This is a genomic window from Ewingella sp. AOP9-I1-14, from assembly GCF_052375995.1.
Lineage (GTDB): Bacteria > Pseudomonadota > Gammaproteobacteria > Enterobacterales > Enterobacteriaceae > Ewingella > Ewingella allii.
In genome coordinates, this window is sequence record NZ_JBQSVA010000001.1 from 76,516 (window position 1) to 99,409 (window position 22,894).

General features: G+C 52.0%; 15 protein-coding genes. All 15 read left to right on the forward strand.

Annotation, left to right across the window (positions count from 1 at the left end):
- The first annotated feature begins 233 nt into the window (after positions 1-233).
- On the forward strand, positions 234-731 hold the full coding sequence (tssB, locus tag ACT3RT_RS00460; protein WP_353502275.1) for a type VI secretion system contractile sheath small subunit: 498 nt from the start codon (positions 234-236) through the stop codon (positions 729-731).
- A gap of 29 nt (positions 732-760) precedes the next feature.
- The gene (tssC, locus tag ACT3RT_RS00465) at positions 761-2,308 is read left to right on the forward strand and encodes a type VI secretion system contractile sheath large subunit (RefSeq protein ID WP_496202340.1); all 1,548 of its coding nucleotides are present in this window, start codon (positions 761-763) and stop codon (positions 2,306-2,308) included.
- A 14-nt stretch (positions 2,309-2,322) separates the two neighbouring features.
- Positions 2,323-3,675 carry a type VI secretion system baseplate subunit TssK gene (gene tssK / locus ACT3RT_RS00470; protein ID WP_496202341.1) on the forward strand — a complete coding sequence of 451 codons (1,353 nt, stop codon included), beginning with the start codon at positions 2,323-2,325 and terminating at the stop codon, positions 3,673-3,675.
- Positions 3,672-4,361, forward strand: coding sequence for a type VI secretion system protein TssL, short form (gene tssL / locus ACT3RT_RS00475; protein WP_485900813.1), 690 nt, complete (start codon positions 3,672-3,674; stop codon positions 4,359-4,361). The genes tssK and tssL overlap by 4 nt, the downstream gene beginning before the upstream one ends.
- Positions 4,358-6,076, forward strand: coding sequence for an OmpA family protein (locus tag ACT3RT_RS00480; RefSeq protein WP_496202342.1), 1,719 nt, complete (start codon positions 4,358-4,360; stop codon positions 6,074-6,076). The genes tssL and ACT3RT_RS00480 overlap by 4 nt, the downstream gene beginning before the upstream one ends.
- A gap of 2 nt (positions 6,077-6,078) precedes the next feature.
- A complete protein-coding gene (locus ACT3RT_RS00485) occupies positions 6,079-6,570 on the forward strand; it encodes an Hcp family type VI secretion system effector (RefSeq protein WP_034790858.1) in 492 nt (163 codons plus the stop codon).
- Between the two features lie 298 nt (positions 6,571-6,868).
- The gene (gene tssH / locus ACT3RT_RS00490; protein WP_496202343.1) at positions 6,869-9,520 is read left to right on the forward strand and encodes a type VI secretion system ATPase TssH; all 2,652 of its coding nucleotides are present in this window, start codon (positions 6,869-6,871) and stop codon (positions 9,518-9,520) included.
- On the forward strand, positions 9,517-11,865 hold the full coding sequence (gene vgrG, locus ACT3RT_RS00495) for a type VI secretion system tip protein VgrG (RefSeq protein WP_496202344.1): 2,349 nt from the start codon (positions 9,517-9,519) through the stop codon (positions 11,863-11,865). The genes tssH and vgrG overlap by 4 nt, the downstream gene beginning before the upstream one ends.
- A gap of 14 nt (positions 11,866-11,879) precedes the next feature.
- Complete coding sequence (locus ACT3RT_RS00500; protein ID WP_496202345.1) at positions 11,880-14,102, forward strand: hydroxyethylthiazole kinase; 2,223 nt, start codon at positions 11,880-11,882, stop codon at positions 14,100-14,102.
- A complete protein-coding gene (locus ACT3RT_RS00505) occupies positions 14,103-14,585 on the forward strand; it encodes a hypothetical protein (RefSeq protein ID WP_496202346.1) in 483 nt (160 codons plus the stop codon). It begins immediately after the preceding gene.
- A gap of 252 nt (positions 14,586-14,837) precedes the next feature.
- The gene (locus ACT3RT_RS00510; RefSeq protein WP_485900826.1) at positions 14,838-15,377 is read left to right on the forward strand and encodes a hypothetical protein; all 540 of its coding nucleotides are present in this window, start codon (positions 14,838-14,840) and stop codon (positions 15,375-15,377) included.
- Between the two features lie 287 nt (positions 15,378-15,664).
- Entirely contained in the window at positions 15,665-16,786 is a 1,122-nt protein-coding gene (locus tag ACT3RT_RS00515; protein WP_496202347.1) for a hypothetical protein, read from the forward strand.
- Positions 16,783-20,199, forward strand: coding sequence for an ImcF-related family protein (locus ACT3RT_RS00520; RefSeq protein ID WP_496202348.1), 3,417 nt, complete (start codon positions 16,783-16,785; stop codon positions 20,197-20,199). Before ACT3RT_RS00515 ends, ACT3RT_RS00520 begins: the two co-directional genes overlap by 4 nt.
- 38 nt (positions 20,200-20,237) lie before the next feature.
- Positions 20,238-21,833 (forward strand): type VI secretion system protein TssA, encoded by a 1,596-nt coding sequence (tssA, locus tag ACT3RT_RS00525; protein WP_485900832.1) that lies wholly within the window; start codon positions 20,238-20,240, stop codon positions 21,831-21,833.
- Between the two features lie 21 nt (positions 21,834-21,854).
- Positions 21,855-22,883, forward strand: a complete 1,029-nt coding sequence (locus tag ACT3RT_RS00530; RefSeq protein ID WP_496202349.1) for a polymorphic toxin type 44 domain-containing protein — start codon at positions 21,855-21,857, stop codon at positions 22,881-22,883.
- The last annotated feature ends 11 nt before the right edge of the window (positions 22,884-22,894 follow it).

Below are 22,894 nucleotides of genomic sequence, written 5' to 3' on the forward strand. Positions count from 1 at the left end.
ATTTACTTATGCATTTAATTAAAACAACCAAAAAGCTATTAGTTAGCATGTGGAAGCATTGATTAATTCAAAGTATTCAATATTATTAACCAGTAGATTCCCTATTTTTTAACTCATAGGTAATGAGTGAATCTTGACGTAACTCCGTTAGTGGCCTTGCAGGAAGCAAAGCTCTTCGTTTCTGCTTGTCGCCAAAAAAAATCACACCCCGATCACAAGCAGGGAAAATAACCATGTCTAATAGCTTTCAAAATGAAATACCTAAAGCTCGCGTTAATATAAAGCTAGATCTCCATACCGGCGGCGCGCAGAAGAAAGTCGAACTGCCATTAAAGCTGGTGGTAATGGGCGATTACAGTAACGGGAAAGAGAATCGTCCGTTATCTGAACGCGAAAAAATCAATATCAACAAAAACAACTTCAATAGCGTACTGGCCGAATATGGCCCTTCGCTCAACCTGACAGTGGAAAACACGCTGGCCGGCGATCGCAGTGAAGAGAGCGTTAAGCTTTCGTTTGGCGATATGAAAGACTTCGAGCCTGAACAAGTCGCCCGTCAAATCCCCCAACTTCGCGCCATGCTGGCAATGCGTAATTTATTGCGCGACCTCAAATCTAATCTGCTAGACAACGCCACTTTCCGCAAAGAGCTCGAAACCATCCTTAAGGATGAAACCTTGAGCAATGACTTGCGCAACGAGCTGGCCGCGCTGGCCCCTAAAGACGCTTAACCCTTCCTGAATCGGACCAACCTGAGATTATGCTTATGTCTGCAAATACAGAAAATACTCATGAAAGCCGCACAACCGTGCTGGAACATTCCGACGCAGGAAGTGTTTACGCGTCCCTGTTTGACAAAATCAACCTGACGCCAGTCTCCTCGTTGGGCGACGTCAACCTCTTCCAGGACAATCAGGCGATGTCTGATGTCACCACCGACGAGCGCGTGACCGCCGCTGTGCAAGTGTTCCTGCAACGCCTAAAGGCATCCGGGCAGAAAGTTGAGCGTCTGGATAAAACGCTGCTCGACGGCCATATCGCGATGCTCGACGAGCAGATCAGCCGTCAGTTGGACGTGGTCATGCACCATCCTGACTTCCAGCGCGTGGAGTCCGGCTGGCGTGGCCTGAAGTTCCTGATTGATCGCACCGACTTCCGCCAAAATGTCAAAATCGAACTGCTGGATGTCTCCAAAGAAGACCTGCGCCAAGACTTCGAAGACTGCCCGGAAATCATTCAAAGCGGCCTGTATCACCACACCTATATTCAAGAATATGACACGCCGGGCGGCGAGCCGATTGGCTCTATCATCTCTAACTATGAGTTTGACGCCAGTGCGCAAGACGTGGCCCTGCTGCGTAACATTTCTAAAGTATCAGCCTCGGCGCATATGCCATTTGTAGGCTCCGTCGGCCCGAAATTCTTCCTGAAAGACTCCATGGAAGAGGTCGCGGCAATCAAAGACATTGGTAACTACTTCGACCGCGCCGAGTACATCAAGTGGAAATCCTTCCGCGACGCCGATGACTCCCGCTACATCGGCCTGACCATGCCGCGCGTACTGGGTCGTCTGCCTTATGGCCCAGACACCGTGCCGGTTCGCAGCTTCAACTATGTGGAGGAAGTCAAAGGCCCCGACCACGAGAAATACCTGTGGACCAACGCCTCTTTTGCTTTTGCCGCCAATATGGTGAAAAGCTTTATTAAGAACGGCTGGTGCGTGCAGATCCGTGGCCCGCAGGCCGGTGGCGCAGTAACCGACTTGCCAATCCACTTGTACGACTTGGGTACCGGCAATCAGGTGAAAATCCCTTCAGAGGTGATGATCCCTGAAACCCGCGAGTTTGAGTTCGCCAATCTGGGCTTCATTCCGCTCTCTTACTACAAAAATCGCGACTACTCCTGCTTCTTCTCGGCTAACTCCACGCAGAAGCCGGCTCTGTATGACACCGCTGACGCCACGGCCAACAGCCGTATCAACGCCCGCCTGCCTTACATCTTCCTGCTGTCTCGCATCGCGCATTACCTGAAGTTGATCCAGCGCGAGAATATCGGCACCACCAAAGACCGCCGCTTGTTAGAGCTGGAATTGAATACTTGGGTGCGTTCGCTGGTAACTGAAATGACCGATCCGGGCGACGACCTGCAGGCCTCTCACCCCCTGCGCGACGCAAAAGTGACCGTCGAAGATATCGAGGACAACCCTGGCTTCTTCCGCGTGAAACTCTACGCCGTTCCGCACTTCCAGGTGGAAGGCATGGACGTCAACTTGTCGTTGGTTTCTCAGATGCCTAAAGCGAAAGCTTGAAGCCCGGAGGCAGGATGAAAATTGAACGTCCGCTATGGACACGCGGAATTCTGGTTTCTCCACAGCAATTTCAACAACAGGCCTCTCTGGAGGCCTGGACTAACGAATGCATTGCGCAAATGGGCGTTTTGCATCCGTGGGGAGTGCTGCATGCCAGTTTCGAGCAGGACGCGCTGGCCCAAGGCCGTCTAAAAGCTGAACGCTTACACGTCCGCTTTCAGGATGGCACTTTGGTGGATACCGGCAGTGCTGATTTGCTGCCATCGACCTTAACGCTTGCCGCCAACCTGCCAGCGCAGGCCAATGAAGCGACCGTCATGCTGGCGATACCTCAAACCTATGCCAATGGGGGTAACTGTCTGCAACCTGACGAGTGGGCGGAGCGCCCGGTGCGATATCGCCAAGCCTGGCGAGACGTACAGAACCAGTTTGGCGACGATAAAAAACAGATCGCCGTGATGACCCATGAGCTTTCACTGCGTCTAAGCACGCAGGAGAACGGGGATTATCAGACCTGCCCGGTTGCCCTTCTGCGCCGTGACCAGCAAGGTCGCTGGACTCAGGACAAGAGCTTTATTCCGCCGTTGCTCAGCCTGCAAGCGAGCCACTGGTGTAGTGAGCAATTGGAAATATTGATGGTGCAGCTTCGTGCGCGCCTGCAACGGCTGATGGGCATGCGTCGCGAAAGCAACGCCCGCATGGCCGACTTCGCCGTGGCCGATGTTTCGCTGTTCTGGCTGCTCAACGCCCTTAACAGTACTGAACCCGTGCTGGGGAATTTCCAGCGCTACCCGCAAGTTCACCCGGAGCGTTTATATCAGGAGCTGGCAAGGCTGGCTGGCAGCTTGCTGACATTCTCTTTAGAGCATGACAGCACGGCTATTCCCGTTTACCAGCACGACCGCCTAACTGCCGTTTTCCCGCCGCTTTTCGCATTACTGAATATCTTGCTCGAGGCAAGCCTGCCTTCGCGCCTGGTGGCTGTTGAACTGGTTCACGATGCGCGGATTAACCAGTGGCGCGCTGATTTACATGACCCACGGCTGCGCGAAGAGGTGGATTTCTATCTCTCCGTTCGCTCCACGCTCTCGTCGGCTCAGTTACAAACGCAGTTCCCACAGCTGTGCAAAGTCGGCGCGCCTGATGATGTCGGGAATGTGGTCAACGTGGCATTGAACGGCATTCCGCTGCGAGCACTGACTCACGTCCCTGCCGCCATACCACTGCGCCTCGAAAACCAATATTTCTCTCTTGATCTCAACCATCCGGCGGCGAAACAGATGATGGATGCCGGGGCCTGCGTGTTCTATGTGCCGGGCACTTTAGGTGAGATCCAGCTTGAACTCTTTGCGGTGTTACGCGCATGAATCAATCCTTAAAAGTATCAACTCACTCCCTTGATATCGATGCGCTGCTCGCTAATACCTGGCTGCAAATCATCAGCCTGCGTCAGGGAATGACCTGCAGCGAAGGTGACGGTCGCGCTTTTTGGCAGCGCTGCGTAGATGATATCGAGCATGTTCAGCAGGCGCTGAAGGCCGCCCATATCAGTGAGCCAAACTGCCAGCACATCATGTATGCCCAGTGCGCGGTGCTGGATGAGACGGTAAAAGGCCGCAGCACCCATGATGATATCTATTTCGTATGGTGTAACTCTCCCCTGCAGGCGCATTTCTTCAAAACTTTGGATGCAGGAAGCCAGCTTTACGAGCGCGTCAGGCAGGTGTTGCGAGAACCGGCGCCGGATTCAGCCGTTTTAATCTGTTTTCATTGCGTGCTGATGCTAGGTTTTCAAGGGGGTCTAGGCCCACAGGAGGGTGTCGAGCGCCAGCAATTGGTCGACCAACTCTCTGCTCGAGTTCCCGCCTTTAACTCTGCACCAACCAATCCCGTGCTGGCGATCGCCCCGTCGCGTCATCGCATTGGGTTATGGCTACGTTATTGGCCGCTACGCCTTGGCTTAGCTGCGCTATTAGTGGCGCTACTGTGGTTAGGTCTTGATCACTGGCTGTCAGGGCTACTCTCGACCTTGTTACCGGGGTCAGTGCGATGAGTAAGATCTGGCAACGAGGATTGTGGTTATGGGCGGGGATCTTAGCCGGAATAATATGTCTGGTCTTTCTGCCTTTTTCACCGACCGTTCGCTGGGTCAGTTTTGCGCTGGTCATGCTGATATGCCTGACTGGCCTCTGGCTGGCCGGACGTAAATCCCTGCTCGAATTGGAAGCGATAAACCTCGACAGCCTGCCGCCGGAAAGCTATCGCTTGCCGGTGGTACTGGTTTGCGGCGATGCGCTGCCTGCGCTGTTTGGTGCCGACACTATTCATCAATCGGCGCAGGGCTGCTGGCTTCGCGTCAATGAGATCACAGCGCTTCGGCAATTCGCGCAGAAATTGTTGGAACAGCGTCCTGAGTGGGCCAGACAACTGAGCGTCATGTTCTCCGTCAATCCACAGCAGCAGGGGGATGAACAAACACTTTCCACCCATTTATTCGAGCTTCGCTGGCAGCTGGTGCAACTTCGTCGAGACAGTCGTTGCGCTGTGCCGCTGGTGGTTTACAGCACGGTTGCAAGCAGTCTGGTTGAAACGCCAGTTTGGCTGTCACAACAGCAGTCGCAGCCCGCGACAGTCTGGCCAAGCGTCACGATGCCGGAAATTCTAAGCGATTGGCAATTTACTCAAGATAATGAGGAACGAGCCGTTCGTCTCAAACAAGCCGTGATGTTCTTTAAGCACGATGAATGGCTAAAAGAAAAAGTCTTACCTGCTTTTGTACAACGCAATGATGACGTCATCTGCGTACAACCCCAGCAGGTGATTCTGCATCAAGTCGCCAGTTTGCCAGACCTCGAGCCAGCTTCTCTGTGGTTGCGCTGGCTATCCTCACTGACAGCGCTGAACACAGTATCTGGCTGGCAGCCCGCACCCGAGGCTGAACCAAGCCGCCTGCCTTTCCCAGATTTTCTCTTTTCCACCCTTCCTCTGGGCTATGGCAAATCAGCCTGTCAACGCGTGCTGCGCCAAGGTTTCACCCTACTCGTCTTGGCTGCGGTCGTGGCGCTGTGCTGTAGCGCATGGCACAACCGGCAACTGCTGCATCGCGTGGCTTTCGATATCCGTCATTACGAAAGCATTGATATGCACAATTACGCCCCGAAAGCCAAAGCCGTGGCCGTCCTGCGCGACGATGCCGCCCATCTTGATGACTGGTTCCGTAACGGCGAGCCGCTTCGCCTTGGGTTAGGGCTGTATCAAGGGGAGCGTCTGCGCTTACCTCTGCTAACCGCCATCAAAAGCTATCTGCCTCCGCCGCCACCGCCAAAGGTCGTGGAAACTGCCCCGAAAACCGTGCGGCTCGACGCCCTGTCGCTGTTTGATACCGGTAAATATCAGCTCAAAGCCAACAGCACGAAACTGCTGGTTAATGCGCTGATTGGCATCAAAGCCAAGCCCGGCTGGCTCATCGTGGTGGCAGGACATACCGACATCACCGGCGACGCACGCGCCAACCAGATCCTATCACTCAAACGCGCCGAAGCCTTACGCGACTGGATGCTCTCAACCAGCGATGTCTCGCCAACCTGCTTTGCCGTTCAGGGTTACGGTGCGACACGCCCGATTGCAACAAATGACACAGCAGAAGGCCGAGCAGCCAATCGCCGTGTCGAAATTAGTCTGGTGCCGCAGGCGAATGCATGTCAGGCAACAGCATCTCAATCCACTTCAGGATCTGAAGTGGCTACAACACCAAGCAAGGAGAACTAACCATGGCAATTCCCGTTTACTTATGGCTGAAAGACGACGGCGGCGCGGACATTAAAGGTGCCGTTGATGTGAAAGATCGCGAAGGCAGCATCGAAGTCGTGGCTCAGGAGCATAACGTTTACATCCCGACAGACAACAACACCGGCAAACTGACGGGGACCCGCATTCATACCCCGTTCCTGTTCACCAAGGAAATCGACTCCTCCAGCCCGTATCTCTACAAAGCGGTGACCACCGGCCAGACGCTGAAATCTGCCGAATTCAAATGGTATCGCATCAACGATGCAGGTCAGGAAGTGGAGTATTTCAACACCAAGCTTGAGAACGTCAAGCTGGTCAAAGTCGCGCCGAAAATGCACGACATCAAAGACGCCTCTTTCGAGAAACACAACCACCTCGAAGAGATTGAGCTGCGTTACGAAAAAATCACCTGGACTTACAAAGACGGCAACATCATTCATTCCGATTCATGGAACGAACGTACCACAGCCTAATTACCCGTCATTCTTCGCGCCGCTGGTGCTTTGGCTGCCTTCCCTCGCCCCGGTCACATAGTTATCTATGCTCCCGGGGACTTGCGAACTTGCCGCCTTCCCGCGACGCGAATTATTTAGGGTAAACCCCAAGCAGGCGGTTCGCCGTCTGCTGTTTTTGTGGTTTTCAAAACTGCTTATTGAGAGTCAGTGGCAGTTTCGCAAACAACAAACAATTCGAACATCGACCTAATGGGCCTGGGTTCCTGCAAAGGAAGGCTATGGGCGGTAGCGTACCCAAAACACAAGGAATTTCAGCTTGGAACATCAATCAGCCACCCTCCTTCGTCGCCTCAATCCTTACTGTGCTCAGGCACTGGAGGCCGCCGCTACGCTGTGCCAGACCCGCGCCCACGCTGAGATAACGCTAGAACACTGGCTACTAAAATTACTGGAATTGGGCGAAGGCGACATCACCGTGCTGGCCCGCCGCTACGAGTGGGACATGGACAGCCTGTGGCAGAGCCTGCTGGCGCACCTTGATACTCTGCCACGCTCGGTGCATGCTCGCCCGGTGTTATCGGACTCGCTGACCGAGCTGATGCAGAGCGCCTGGCTGAATGCATCCCTGCAAGACGGCGATGACCGCATTCGCAGTATTCACCTGCTCGAAGCCCTTAATATGCACCCTCATTTGCTGCGTTGTGACGGAGCCTGGCCGCTGTTTAGCCTGAGCACGGCCCATATATCTCGCCTCAAGCCCTTGTTGAATGTCCAGTCCGACGAGCGCCCTGAGTTGCAGCAGCAGGCCAGTCTCAATATGCCTGCTTCGTCGCTGAATGAGCCAGCCCGTCAACCCGGCGCTGACGCCCTTTCCGGTCAGACATTGAGTGAAGCGCTACAGGCCGCGCTGGATAAATTCACGCTAGACGTGACGGCTAAAGCCAAGGCTGGACAGATCGACCCGATCTTTGGCCGTGACACCGAGATCCGCCAGATGATCGACATCCTCTCGCGCCGCCGTAAAAACAACCCGATTCTAGTGGGCGAGCCGGGCGTGGGGAAAACCGCCTTGGTGGAAGGTCTGGCATTACGCATTAGTGAGGGTAATGTGCCGGACAGCCTGAAAACCGTCAGCCTGCGCACCTTAGATCTCGGCCTGCTTCAGGCCGGAGCCGGAGTTAAAGGCGAGTTTGAGCAGCGTTTGAAAAACGTGATTGAAGCCGTTCAGCAGTCGCCAACCCCCGTTTTACTGTTTATCGATGAGGCTCACACCATCATCGGCGCAGGCAATCAGGCCGGTGGTGCAGATGCCGCTAACCTGCTTAAACCGGCTCTGGCGCGCGGCGAACTGCGCACTATCGCGGCGACCACCTGGTCTGAGTACAAACAGTATTTTGAGCGCGACGCCGCGCTTGAGCGCCGCTTCCAGATGGTCAAAGTCGACGAGCCGGATGACGCCAAAGCCAGCCTGATGCTGCGCGGCCTTAAAGGCCGTTACGCCCAGCACCACGGCGTGCACATTCTTGACGCCGCGATCACCGCCGCCGTCACTCTTTCGCGCCGCTTCCTGACTGGCCGCCAACTGCCGGACAAAGCCGTTGACCTGCTCGATACCGCCGGTGCCCGTGTTCGCATGAGCATCGACACGCTGCCGGAGGCTTTGATGGAGATCAATGCCGAACTGGCGGCACTGGCGGTCGAACAACAGGCTATTGAGCAGGATCTGTTGCTGATCCCGGATACCGCGTCGACCCGCCTGCACGACATTGAACAGCGCCGCGAACAGCTTTCCTTCGAGCAGCAAAAACTCGATCAGCAGTATAAAGAAGAGCAGCGCCTGACCCAGCTGATTGTCGAAGCCCGTCGGGAGATTGCCGACGTGGCCCAACTGGCAGCCTTGCAGCAAGAGCTCAGTTTGGTTCAAGGCAACGCTCCGCTGCTCTCTCTCGACGTCGATGCCCGCACCGTCGCCACCGTCATTGCCGACTGGACTGGCGTGCCGCTGAGCAGCCTGTTAAAAGATGAGCAGACTGACCTGCTGCAACTGGAGAAACATCTCGCCACGCGGGTGGTGGGGCAAGATGCCGCCTTGGTGGATATGGCGCAGCGCCTGCGCGCCGCTAAAACCGGCCTGACGTCAGAAAACGGCCCGCTCGGTGTCTTTCTGCTGGTCGGCCCAAGCGGCGTGGGGAAAACCGAGACCGCGCTGGCGCTGGCCGACACCCTGTTTGGCGGTGAAAAATCGCTGATCACCATCAATATGTCCGAGTATCAAGAAGCCCACACGGTTTCCCAGCTCAAGGGCTCACCTCCGGGCTACGTGGGCTACGGTCAGGGCGGCATTTTGACCGAAGCGGTGCGCAAACGCCCGTACAGCGTGGTGCTGCTCGACGAAGTGGAAAAGGCCCACCGCGACGTGATTAACCTGTTCTATCAGGTGTTTGATCGTGGCTTTATGCGCGACGGAGAAGGCCGTGAGATTGATTTTCGCAACAGCGTGATCTTAATGACCGCCAACCTCGGCAGTGACCACCTGATGCAACTGCTGGATGAACAGCCGCAGGCCACGCATGGCGAGATGCACGAACTGCTGCGCCCTATCCTGCGCGATCATTTCCAGCCTGCCCTGCTGGCCCGCTTCCAAACGCTGATTTATCGCCCGCTGGATGCAGAAGCGCTCAGAAAAATCGTCGAGATGAAGCTGGCTCAGGTCGCGAAACGCCTCAACCGACATTACAGCCTGAAATGCGTCATCCAAGAGAGCCTTTACGACCAGCTAGTCGCCGCCTGCCTGCTGCCGGACACCGGCGCGCGCAACATCGACAGCCTGCTCAACCAGCAGATTCTGCCGGTGCTGAGTCAACAGCTTCTCAGCCGTATGAGCGAACAGCAGCGCACAACGTCGCTGACGCTGGGCTGGGATGATGAGGAAGGGGTTTTGTTGGAGTTTGAAGGAGCAGAGATATGAGTACCACGTCTAAGACACCCTTTTTCGACCACAGCCACCACAAGCTCGCCGTGCGCGACTGCGACGCGCCGATTGACGTGGAAGGCTTTGTTGGCAACGAGAGCCTGAGCCTGCCGTTCAGCTATGACATCACGTTCACCAGCGGCGACCAAAACATCGAAGCGGCCACCCTGCTGCTGAAGGACGCCTCGCTGACCCTGCAGGCCCCCGTGATGGAGGCCTTCGGCGTGGCGGTGCAGCAGTCGCAGCGGGTTATTCAGGGCGTGGTCACCGGCTTCAAACGCCTCTCTGCCTCGCGCGACGAGAGCCGCTACGCCCTCTGCCTGCAGCCGAGGCTGGCCCTGCTGTCGCGCAGCCACCAGAACCGCATTTATCAGGATATCTCCGTGCCCGGCATCGTGGAGAAAATCCTGCGCGAGCGCCACGCCATGCGCGGGCAGGACTTCGTCTTCACGCTGGTAAAAGCGTATCCGCGACGCGAGCAGGTGATGCAGTACGGCGAGGACGACCTGACCTTTATCTCGCGCCTGCTGGCCGAGGTGGGTATTTGGTTCCGCTTCACCGCCGACCCCAAGCTCAATATCGACGTGGTGGAGTTTTATGACGACCAGCGCCACTACGCGACCGGCCCGACCCTGCACGCCGTGCCGCCCTCCGGCATGCACGACGTCGGCGTCGAGTCGGCGTGGGATTTGGCCAGCGCCTATCGGGTGGTGGAAAAATCCGTGAGCACCGGGGATTACAACTACCGCACCGCCAACGCCGACCTGGCCTCGGCGGCGGACGTCACCCGCGGCGACACCACCACCTACGGCGAGGCTTATCACTACGCCGACAACTACCTGGCAGCGGGCTCCGAAGGCCGTGACCCCGAGCCGGAGAGCGGCGCGTTCTACGCCCGCCTGCGCCACGAGCGCTACCTTAACCAACAGGCGCGGTTCTCGGGCGTCGCCAACGCGGCCACCCTGACGCCGGGCCACGAGCTAAAGGTTATCGGCAACACTATTCCGTCCCCGTTCGCCAAAGGCGTGATAGTGGCCCAAACCCGCAGCACCGCCGCGCGGGATAAAAGTTTTGAAGTGGCGTTTGATGCCATTCCTTACTCGGAGGATTACTGCTTCCGCCCGACGCCCGTCAGCAAGCCGGCGATGGCCGGCACCCTGCCCGCCCGCGTCACCAGCACCACGACCAACGACACCTACGGGCATATCGACAAGGACGGGCGGTATCGCGTCAACATGCTGTTTGACCGCGACGGCTGGGAGCAGGGTTACGAGAGCCTGTGGGTCCGCCAGGCGCGGCCTTACGCCGGTGACACCTACGGCATGCACCTGCCGCTGCTGGCGGGCACCGAGGTGGCTATCGCTTTTGAAAATGGCAACCCAGACCGGCCGTACATCGCGCACGTCCTGCACGACTCGGCGCACGGCGACCACGTCACCATTCGCAACTACCGCCGCAACGTGCTGCGCACGCCGTCCAATAACAAGCTGCGCCTCGACGACGAGCGCGGCAAGGAGCACATCAAGCTCAGCACCGAGTACGGTGGCAAGAGCCAGCTCAACCTCGGCCATCTGGTCGACGCCGACAAGCAGCCGCGCGGCGAAGGCTTCGAGCTGCGCACCGACAGCTTCGGTGCGATCCGCGCCGAGAAAGGCATTTTCATCAGCGCCGACGGGCAGCCCAAGGCCCAGGGGAAGGCGCTGGAGATGCAGTCGGCAATGGATTTGCTGAACAGTGCTCACGAGCAGATGAACTCAATCTCTTCTGATGCTCAGGCTTCAACGGCCAGCCCTTCTGACCTGCAGGCTCAAATCAATCTTTTGCATCAAAACCTTAAAGAATTAAAGCAATCCGTTCTTTTGCTAAGTGCCCCCAAAGGTATTGCCCTGAGCAGCGGCGAGCACCTGCAAATAAGTGCCAGCGACAACCTAATTGCCACAGCGGGTAAAAATGCCGATGTCAGCGTCGCCAAGAACTTCTTTCTCGGCGTGGGCAATACTCTGAGTATTTTTGTCAGAAAACTGGGGATGAAGTTAATTGCTAATCAAGGCCCTATCACCGTTCAGGCGCAAAACGACCTGATGGAACTGCTGGCCCGTAAGGCAATCACTATCACCAGCACCGAAGATGAAATTAAGATCACGGCGAAGAAAAGGATCACGCTGAACGCTGGCGGGAGTTATATCACACTCGATGAGAACCGGATCGAATCCGGCACCGCGGGAGAATATCTGACTAAGGCTGGACATTATGGGCGGTTGGAGAAAGCTAATATCCCAGAAGATTTCCCGAGTGTTGCACCGGAAACTACAGAACCTGCCAGCCATTTCACTTTTTCCTGACAAGGAGTCAAAATATGATTATCAGTCCTCCATTTCTGAGAAATAGAGATGCAAGCCTGTGTGATGCTGGCTGGGTTGATGCGATGATGCCTGTTAGTTCCAGTAGAGGGTATCCTCTTAATGCGTCGGATTCATGGCATGGTGGGATCCATATTTCGCACACTGATTCTGGCGCAGTACCGAATAAAGTTAGGGCTATAGCTGACGGTACAGTCGAGTCGTTTCGAATACCTTCAAAGCCTTGGAAAAGAGATCAATTTCCGCTGAAATACTCGCCTACCAGAGGAACGGATGATGGCTATGTTTTATTAAAACATGAGACTGAGATCGGTTCTGGTGAAGAAGGGAAGATTATTTTTTATTCTCTATATATGCACTTGAAGCATCTGGAAGCAGAGATTCACACGGGCTCTAAAATTTATCGTAAAGCCCCTATTGGCTCATCGGGAATGACTGATGGGAAAAATGAATTTCATTTTCAGATTTTCTGCGATGACACCAACATCAGTAAATTGGTTGGTAGAGCTACCGGCAAGTTGAATATTAATGAAAATGGAAGATCGGATGTTATCTATGGCGATATTCATTTTTATCTGCCAGCAGGCACGAAATTCTATGAGGCTCGCCCCTCGGCTAATACCGATATCACAACAAAGTTGAATGAAATCCATACTAGTGAAGTGCCGCTGTATGTAAGCATGAGCTTCAGTAAAGGAGCATGCACCATGATTACGCGACGCGCATGCGCCAATGCAGAAGATGCCTTTGAGAGTGTTGGCTCTCCTTTGGTCAATGCCGATGGCAAGGACTATGAGTATAACCTCTATAAAACAGCTACTTCACGCTATCCGCAAAGTCCGAGTGCCGGCTATGAACTTCTACGTTTTGGGCGGATCATCCACACCGAGCATGAAACCTTAGTCCCTGCTACAGCACCCTTATGGATGACCGTAAATTACCCTGGTGGACAAGGTATAGTGAACCTTGCCGTGGCGGCTGTTAAAAAGTTCAGCGATGCGGATTTCCCCCACTGGACAGGCTGGCAGCTGGTTGATGATGATAAAGACACGCATAGCCAGTGCAATTCAGCAGCAATAAGAAAGCTCAGGGAAGAAGACAGGTATGCAGCACAAAGCCGCAAACTTATCTGCTGTATGCCGTTTGAGTGGGAGAAAAGCACTATTGATGCCCGGTACAAATGGCTAATGACTGGTCTGCCATGGGAGCAATGTACACCAGAAAAAACGGCAATATGGCGGATACCGGGAACAAATGAATCGAAGGATCGTGTTCTGATGAATGAAAAGGACTATGACAGATTCAAACAACACGCAGAGGCTCTGTGTTTTTATTCAGGTGCCTTGGGTTCAGGGAAAGTATGGCATTTTGATCCACGTGGGTTTATTGAGCATTTTAGGAAGTGCGGGTGGTTAAATAAGATAGATTTAAGCAGAATTTACTCAACTACAGCTGAAAAAACTAGGGAGAAATATCGCAAGTCTATAAATTATATATTAACCAAATATGGCATGAATAATCCAACACGCGCAGCTCATTTCTTGGGGCAGGGTTCAATTGAATCACAAAACTTAAACCTTATGGTTGAGGGAACGGTTTCATTTAGCCGTCACCCTGAGCATCCATCATTTTCCGAAGAAACCAATGGCTTTTATTCTGATCCTACAGACACATATGGTTATTTCCACAATTATGAACGTGACGGCAATGATTTGGGAAATATCCATAAGAGCGAATTAAGAGACATAAGGAACAATCGCTTAATGATAGTTATTGGGAGAGACTCCAGAAACAGACCAATTTTAACCGCACCTCAAAGACAGATTATTGATCCCACTTTATCACATGTGGGAGATGGTATGAAATTCCGTGGGCGAGGATTTAAACAATTAACAGGATTAGCGAATTATGCAGGATATTGGACTTATAGAGGGTGGCTACGTAACACTGAATATGATAACAGTTGGTGGCAAAATCCCAATAGATTAAGAGTTCCTATAATTGATAACCCACAAAGTGTATCGATAGTCCCGTACAATTGCATTGACTCTGGTGGACAGTTCGTTGTAAAAAACGGAGTTTTAAGAAGAGCGGATGCAGGGATTACACGCGAGAGTTCAAGGTCTGTAAGCATGATAATAAACAGATGGGATCAACAATCATTTGAACGTAGATTTCAATCAACTAAAAATATATATTCTATTCTTGGGGATGAATAAGTGAAAAAAATCATAATACTTTTTTTGTTTTCCTTTACCACCGCTTGTTTTAGCGAAGAGCATACCAAATCAGCATCTCTTGACGAAGCTACTATAAACACCCCTGAAAAATGGAATATCAAAAAAAATAACAACTGTTTAATCATTAGGGCGGAACATGTATATGCATCCGATTACCTTAAACTATGTAGAAATATATCAAATGAAGAAAGTGATTACTTTACAATGAATGATGACGGAAAATGGGAGGCGGTAACTGACGGCATTCCAGTTTTTGCAAATATAAACACCAACTCAAAATTTACTGGAATGAGTGCTGTAGTTTCATGTAAGTATAAAGATGATGCTGGATACCATTCTGAGCAGTGTTTTCAGGCGGAAATAAAATTACCACAAAAGGTAAATTTCATATTTACTGGTAGAGGCAACCCATCTTTATTTAGCGATTACAATAAAGTATATCTATCATTCATCATAAAATAACATCCCAATTCATTACTTGTAAATATTCACAATAGGTATTGGCAGGATATATTTAACCCACGGCATGGGAAGCCCATCAAAAAAAAACCTCTAAGATGGATATAAAGTCATATAAATACACATAAGTTATGGCTAAGCAATCTTATAAATTCAAATATTGTCATTCATTTATATTATTACACCGAAGTTGGCAAAGAAAAAACGAATGACGTCAATCTGTTTGATGTAATTAACAAAATTAAATGAGACAATATGTTAAAATATTATTTATTAATTATATTATCATTAACTACAATGTTTAATGCAAAAGCGGAATTGAGTTGCAAATTGGACACAGTTGGCTGTGAAACTATAAAAGGCAAGTTAACATCAGCTATTATTGAAAAAGATATTGTAGGGCTATATTTGAATAATTATTTAATTACAACCATAAATTCCAGTGATATAAATGAAGCATTTTCATATTATGATCTCCCACACAAAAAAGGAAAATCAAAACTAATTGAAAAATTACTAATTTCCTATAACTCCAGAGATTGCATTTCTGAAAATATAAAATTTCGCTGTCAGAAATTTAGGGTAATTGATCTTTTTCGTAAAAACATATTATCCAATTCATTTTACCCCCCCGTATTAAACTCCATGCTAATAAATATCACATGGGGAGAAGAAAAATCAAAAATGTTGTTTGAAGATAAATCGGAATTTATTTATGAAGATGGACGTGTAACTATGTCAAATGGTGGTGTAATGGGCAAGCAAGAAGCGATTAACAAATTAAAAAAGAAATAAATCTAATATGAAAAATTATTTACAGCAAATAAAAATTCACAAGATAAGAACAAAAATAAAGAGCTACACATTTACGCTCATTTTTTAATAAAAGCAATGCCTTGATAAAACTAATATCAACTAACCATCTGATTAAATTCAATTAAATAAAAACCTGTCTGACCAGGGCCCAAAACATGCCAGTAAACCTAGATACCATACCTGCCCCCTATTTACGTCCTACTCCGCCCAAGCCTTTGCGCTGGTTAGCTGCGTTGGTATGCCTTGTCGCGACAGGAATATTACTGATGCGATTATTAGGGAAATTGGTGGGCGATGCCACTTTCTGGTGGTTTGCCATGGGTATTCCAGTCATTTTTTGGCTGGTATTAATGGGAATTCGAATGGCTATTTACATGATGCAGCAAATTCAGGCCAACGCTTGGGACAAACGCCGTGAACAGGTGATTTTGCAGGAAGTGCAGCGGGGACGTCGCGCATTACAAATTTTGGCAGGGACTTTCAGCACGGCGCATATAGCCAATGCAGAATTCACTGACTGCACCGAAGCTATGCTTCGTAATCAGCCAATGTTAACACCGCAAACTAGCTGGAAAAAAGAAAGTACTGTCCGCCACAGTAAATTGCCGACTTCCGAAGATCATGAGCCTCATGACCGCATTGCCGCTGCCTTTGCTGAACTTTTGGAAAGTTTCGTGAATACGTTCGCCTTTATCCGGCCAGATCATCCTATTGCTGTTTTACTCGAATCCGCCTCTTCAATACCTGATGCACAGGTGAAAGAGATCTGGCAGAAGGCCTGGAAAAAGAGAGCGTTTCCTCAGCCTACGCATTTTGTTCGGGGGAGCGGGCTTAGGGTGATCGACAACTGGCTGGATAACCATATCCAAGATGAAGATTTGCTATTGGTTGTCGCCTTGCATATCGCGCCTGATATAACCCTGTTCAGCGCAGAAGCCGTGGTCGGACTGTTACTCGGCAACCGGCTGACACAAAAAGATTTGTTACCTCTTGCTCTGCTTCATCGGCCAGAGCTTTCGGAACCGGATGATGAAATGTTGCGCGCCAGGGCTTTGCAGGCTGCGGACTGGGTACCCATGAGCATCGACAGAGTGCAGCACCTGTGGTTAACAGGAATATCGGCTAAAAGCGATGCTTACAGAGCGATTCTCAAAGTCAAAACTGCGCTGCCCTTTACCGGCCTTGAGCAACAAAGTGACATGCACCATATAGACAGTTTTCTTGGAGATACGGCACTCGCAGCCCCTTGGCTAGCCATTGCCGTTGCTGCCAAGGCGATGAGCTATTCCCCTGCCCCACATTTTATTTTTAACGGCGAACAAGGCAGCGAAAGTGTCTGGAGTTGTGCCGTCTCTCCCAATGCTTCTCACAAGGAGAACATAACGTGAAGCGCATTGCCTTACCGATTAAAAAACCAGAAGTCTGGTTCTGGATTATTGCCTTGGTATTTTTACTTACCGGCGCGCTACTTTGCTGGCTAGTCTGGCAGCACCCAGAACAGGTTGGGTTAATACCAAACACGCCGCAGCAGGATCGCTGGCTGACAGGGCTGATGGTAGGAACCGGCGTTCTTAGCTGTTGCGCGTTGTTAACCTATGCCGGTACGCGCCTTTCGGGTAAAAAGCATTTTGATGAAATTCGTCAACAAGCCAAAGGGGATGATATTCCTAAGCCTGAAAAAGTAGCGAAAGATAAATCTCTGAACAAAATGGTGTTTCTGAAGCGCCATCTGCGCCTTCGCTACGGCCTGTTCTGGCGCAATAAAGTTCGTTTGCTGATGGTAATGGGTGAAGCCGAACAGGTTGCCGCGCTGGCACCTACTCTGGCAAGTCAGGGCTGGCTTGAAGGTCAGCGCACGTTGCTCATTTTTGGTGGCAGCCTGCATGAAGAAGGCGATCACTCGCGTCTGACTGAGTGGCGAAAGCTGCGCCGCACTCGGCCCTTCGACGGCATCGTCTGGGCGATGGCTGATGGGCAAAGCCGAAACGCTCAGTGGGTCGATGACGGCCTGCGATCTTTGGAAAAAATCGGCGATACGCTGCGCTACCAGCCTGCGGTTTATCTCTGGCAGGTGATTGCAGGGAAAGCTGAGGGTCACTTGCGCACGGAACAATCGATAGGAGCCATTTTCCCTGCAAAAATGTCACCCGAGTCGATTCAATCTCAACTTAAGTCCTTAACACCGCAGCTGCGCGAGCAGGGTTTACAACAGGTCTTTGTCGATCAGCAGCACGATTTCCTGCTGCGCCTTGCTCAATCACTGGAGAGCAGCACCGCCGCGCATTGGGGGAAAATACTCACCCCGTGGCTCGCCAGCTATGGCAAACGCATCCCTTTACGCGGCTTAATGTTCAGCCAGCCGGTATCATCGGCCACCTCTGCCGGCGTCCATGAAAAAACCTGGTCTGCACCCGTAACTTGGCAAGGGGTTTTAGAGGATTGTCGCGCGGCGCGTGGACAACGCGTTGGCCTGCCATGGGAGCAAACCCTGTGTTACAGCCTGCTGGCGCTGATTATGCTTTGGGCAGCAGGGAGCCTGTTGTCGTTCGTAGTGAATCGCCATCAAATGGTCTCAGCCAGCGAGCTGGCGCAGAATCTGGCGAAGCCGCTTCCTGTATCTGATGCACAACTGATGGCCCTGCAAGCCCTGCGCAATGATATCGGGCGTTTACAAACCCGCGTTCAGCACGGCGCTCCTTGGTATCAGCGTTTTGGCTTAGACCAAAATGCGGCACTGCTTGATGCCCTACTCCCTTGGTATCGTCAGGCGAATAATCGCCTGATACGCGATGCCGCTGCGGACAGTTTGCAGCAGAAACTGAGCGTGCTGGCCAACCTTCCGGCGAATAGCCCGAAACGCGCTGTGCTGGCGAAATCAGGCTACGACCAGTTAAAAGCCTACTTGATGATGGCGAGACCAGAAAAAGCCGAAGGCCAGTTTTACGCGCAAGTGATGAAATCCACTGAGCCGCGCCGTGCAGGCGTCTCTTCCGGCCTGTGGCAGAGCCTGGCGCCTGATTTATGGCAGTTTTATGCTTCTAACCTGCCGACTCAGCCAAGTTGGAAAATCAACGTCGATAGCAGTCTGGTCACTCAGGCGCGTCAGGTACTGCTGGGAGAAATCGGCCAGCGCAATGCCGAAAGCACGCTATACGAAAATATGCTGCTGTCGGTACGCCGCAACTATGCGGATATGACGCTGACTGATATGGCGGGCGATACCGATGCCCAGCGCCTGTTCCACACTGATGAAAGCGTGCCGGGCATGTTCACGCGCAAAGCCTGGGATGAGCAAATCCAGCAGGCAATAGATAAAGCCGTGGCGTCGCGCCGTGAAGAGATTGACTGGGTGCTGAGTGACAACCGTCGGTCAGTTGCTGATGAAATCTCACCTGAAGCCCTGAAAAAACGCCTGACAGAACGCTATTTCACTGATTTTGCAGGCAGTTGGTTGAACTTCCTCAACAGTCTTCATTGGAACGACGCTCATAATTTATCTGATGTTATTGACCAGCTCACCCTGATGAGCGATGTGCGCCAGTCGCCATTGATTGCCTTAATGAACACACTGGCGTGGCAGGGGCAGACCGGGCAAAAAGATCAGGCCCTGTCGGACTCTCTGGTGAAATCGGCGAAAGCCTTGATCAATAAAGACGCGCAGCCAGCCATCGACCAACAGGCCCACGGCCCGGTCGGGCCGCTGGATGAAACCTTTGGTCCCCTGCTCGCCTTGATGGGCAAAGGCAGTGCACAGAATATGATGCCTTCCGACAGTTCGCTCAGCCTGCAAACGCTGCTGACCCGCGTGACTCGCGTCCGTCTTAAACTTCAGCAGGTTGCCAATGCCTCTGACCCACAGGAGATGACACAGGTACTGGCGCAGACGGTATTCCAAGGCAAAAGCGTCGATCTGACCGACACCCAAGAGTATGGCAGCCTAATCGCGGCGAGTCTGGGGGAGGAGTGGAGCGGTTTTGGGCAGTCGATGTTTGTTCAGCCTTTGACTCAGGCTTGGGAAACGGTGCTGCAACCCTCTTCCGCCAGCCTCAACGATCAGTGGAAAAACGCCATTGTCGCTAACTGGAAATCAGCGTTTGACGGGCGTTATCCGTTCGCCATCAGTAAGAGCGATGCGTCACTGCCGATGTTGGCCGAATTTATTCGCAAAGACAGTGGCCGTATCGACAGCTTCCTGACCCGCGAACTGAGTGGCGTGCTGCATAAAGAAGGGACGCGCTGGGTGCCAGACAGGGTTAACAGTCAAGGATTGACCTTTAATCCGGCGTTTCTCGAGGCGATTAATCAACTCAGCCAGATTTCCGACATCCTGTTTACTGATGGCAGTCAGGGTATGCGCTTCGAGCTGCTCGCCCGCCCCGTGCCAGACGTAGTGGAAACCAACCTATCAATTGACGGACAAAAGCTCAAATACTTCAATCAGATGGAAAGCTGGCAGAGCTTCCGCTGGCCGGGCGATACCTATAAACCGGGCACCATGCTGACCTGGACGAATGTTAACGCTGGCGCCCGTTTATACGGCGATTATCAGGGAACCTGGGGATTGATTCGTTGGCTGGAACAGGCAAAACAGCAAAAGCTTGATGAGGGGCGCTATCAGCTCACCTTCACAACCACCGATAAACAGCCGCTCCAGTGGATATTGCGCACCGAGCTCGGCAAAGGCCCGCTGGGCCTATTGCAGCTGCGCAACTTCACGCTGCCGACAAAAATCTTCCTGACCTCAGAGACGCAAGCTGCGGCTGAAAAGCCATTTGACGCCGATGCAATAGCCCAAGAGTGATCTCCGCCCCTCTCGCTTAAAATTCAACAGGACCCGTAATGACCACATTAATCACGCTGCAAGAGGCTTGCAGCGCCGAGTCTTCATCACTCTTGCAATTGGCAACTGAGCAGGCCGCACTCTGGAATAACTGGTTAAAACCGATCTCAGCGGATCAGCCTGCCGGTGAAGATCCGGGCTACGACGACGACTTTCAGCAAATGCGCGAAGAGGTGAATAAGCTCTCAGGTGCGAATACCACGCTTATCTGCGAGCTGTCGGAGAAATTGCTTACCGCCTATTGCAAGGATGTGCGGGTCGCCACCTATTACATCTGGGCGCGGCTGCATCGCGATGGCGAAGCCGGCTTTGCCGATGGTCTCTCCTTGTTAGCCGCTCTCCTTGGCGACTACGGTGAGATGCTGCACCCGCAGCGCGCCACCAGCAGAAAAACGGCGCTCGAATGGCTTGCAGGCTCACGCATGCTGGACAGCCTTTCACTCTACCCCGAAGTGGATAAAGCTGATTTTGCCCGTATCGTGGCGGCTCTGACACTTATCGAGCAAGGCGTAAGCACATGGCCTGAAGCGAGTCGCCCACAATTCGGCGCGCTCTACGCCGTGCTGGAGAATCGCCTCGCGCAGTCTGGCGGGATGCATGCCGTAGTGCCGCAAAATAGCGGCTCCTCAACCCCCTCGGCGGAAACCACCAGCGCGTCCCTCTCACTGCGACCAGTGCAGTCCGGCCGAGACTTGCTGGATCAGGCAAAGACGCTGGCAAAATACCTGCGCGACCAGCCTCAGGGATGGCTCTCGGGCCATCATCTGATCAAGAGCGTGCGTTGGGATACGGTTCATGAGCTTCCTCCGCTGGACGCCAGTGGCCGTACTCGCTTACTGCCGCCGCGCCCGGAGTATCGCGCACAGCTCAAACGTCTCTATCTTCAACAGAGCTGGGTAGAACTGCTGGAACAGGCAGAGTCGATGTTTGCCGAAGGCGTTAACCACTTCTGGCTCGACGTACAGTGGTATTTGCATCTGGCACTCAGTAAGGCCGGAGCGCCCTTCGACAGCTGGGCCAGCTGTATTACACAGGATTTACGCCTGCTGCTGACCCGTCTCACCGGGCTGGAAAGCCTGTGCTGGAGCGACGGCACGCCTTTCGCGGATGAAGTCACGCAAGATTGGATTAATCAGCAGGTGCTGGAATCGTCCACTGGCTGGGGCAATGAACCCGCCGCTGCCGTCACCTCCGGCGAGGACGATATTCTTCAGCTTGAAAGCGAAGCGCTGGCGCAGGCCGACAGTGACGGCGTTGAAACCGCGATCCTCTGGTTGCAAGCACGTCCGGGAGTCACTACCCCGCGTCATCAATGGTTGTTACGACTGGTGATGGCCCGCGTGGCTGAGCAATATGGCAAGAATGACATGGCGCTCCACCTGCTGGCGGATCTGGATAGCGGCGGCTCATCCCTCACCCTAAACCACTGGGAGCCGGGATTGGTTTTTGAGGTCAAAGCCCGACGCCTCAAGTTACTGCGTATGAAGGCGCAGCGCAGTGACAGCGACAAACTTCGCCTGCACAGCGATAAGGAAACCTTGCTCAGCGGGCTAATAGCGCTCGACCCGGCAAGGGCTGCGGTGTTGTGTGATTAACATTTAATAAGGGATTATTTTATGACACAAGGTTATTACTTGGTGGTGGAAGATGAAACCACCTGTGGCGGTATCATCATTGAAGGTGATACAACCCACACACTGTTCGGCAGAGCCGTGGCTCGCGAGGAAGATCGCGTAACCTGCGGCAAACACCCCGGCACTTACTTTATTATCGGCCATATTCCCGGCGATAAGATCCACGGCCGAAATTTTGCTGGCACTCTGCACAGCAAAAGCAGCTGTCCTTGCGAAGCAGAGTTTATTCCGTCAATGGTGGATGATACGTATGATTTAACTCCTTCTGATTCCTCTAAACCAAGTACTCAAGCAAGTGAATCCGCCGACAACAATAACCAAGCTAACTCGCCCAAAAATAAAATAATCTGTACGCATACAGATGGCGCCTTAATTGTCGCCGAATATATTGTTAATGAAATTAAAAAGAATGTAAGAAGTCAGACTGCGGAACAAATTAGGTTACTTATAGACAAAGAAACTTATAACGAAAGTATGAAAGAATGGGAATATAGTCCTTGGTATAATAAATTGAACCCACCACCGCAACTTTCACCGGTTACTGCGATGGCAATTTGGTTTCAAGCAGTAAAAACAGGATCGATTTGGGATCATAAGCATTTAATAAAATCCAAATTTAGTGAGGTAGCTGTAGAGCGTCAATTAAAAAGCCGCCAAATCTCAAAGAGCCATTATCACAAATACAAAAATCACGATTACTTCTATGTTGTCTGGTCTAATATACATTATGGTTATGTAGGGTTAAGCACTGGGTTTTCAGTTGAAACTTTACTTGCAGGCTCAAACATGGAACAAATTAGAACCAGCATTGATTCGGTAAAAGATCCAATTGACGATATTGCTTGCGTAAACATAGGATTTAACTTGTATTATAAATACGGTAGGTACGCACGGGACTTAACCTCTATAGACATTCTAAACGCACTCGAAAATGAACCAGACATTAACTTGAAACAATCGAGACAAGACCATTTGTGTTTGAGTGTAAAAAAACCAAACTATACTGTTTAGAGTAAAAATCA

Bases quoted from the DNA above. Each gene is read 5' to 3' on its own strand.
- tssB (WP_353502275.1), top strand. From the start codon at position 234: ATGTCTAATAGCTTTCAAAATGAAATACCTAAAGCTCGCGTTAATATA.
- tssC (WP_496202340.1), top strand. From the start codon at position 761: ATGCTTATGTCTGCAAATACAGAAAATACTCATGAAAGCCGCACAACC.
- tssK (WP_496202341.1), top strand. From the start codon at position 2,323: ATGAAAATTGAACGTCCGCTATGGACACGCGGAATTCTGGTTTCTCCA.
- tssL (WP_485900813.1), top strand. From the start codon at position 3,672: ATGAATCAATCCTTAAAAGTATCAACTCACTCCCTTGATATCGATGCG.
- ACT3RT_RS00480 (WP_496202342.1), top strand. From the start codon at position 4,358: ATGAGTAAGATCTGGCAACGAGGATTGTGGTTATGGGCGGGGATCTTA.
- ACT3RT_RS00485 (WP_034790858.1), top strand. From the start codon at position 6,079: ATGGCAATTCCCGTTTACTTATGGCTGAAAGACGACGGCGGCGCGGAC.
- vgrG (WP_496202344.1), top strand. From the start codon at position 9,517: ATGAGTACCACGTCTAAGACACCCTTTTTCGACCACAGCCACCACAAG.
- ACT3RT_RS00500 (WP_496202345.1), top strand. From the start codon at position 11,880: ATGATTATCAGTCCTCCATTTCTGAGAAATAGAGATGCAAGCCTGTGT.
- ACT3RT_RS00510 (WP_485900826.1), top strand. From the start codon at position 14,838: ATGTTAAAATATTATTTATTAATTATATTATCATTAACTACAATGTTT.
- ACT3RT_RS00515 (WP_496202347.1), top strand. From the start codon at position 15,665: ATGCGATTATTAGGGAAATTGGTGGGCGATGCCACTTTCTGGTGGTTT.
- tssA (WP_485900832.1), top strand. From the start codon at position 20,238: ATGACCACATTAATCACGCTGCAAGAGGCTTGCAGCGCCGAGTCTTCA.
- ACT3RT_RS00530 (WP_496202349.1), top strand. From the start codon at position 21,855: ATGACACAAGGTTATTACTTGGTGGTGGAAGATGAAACCACCTGTGGC.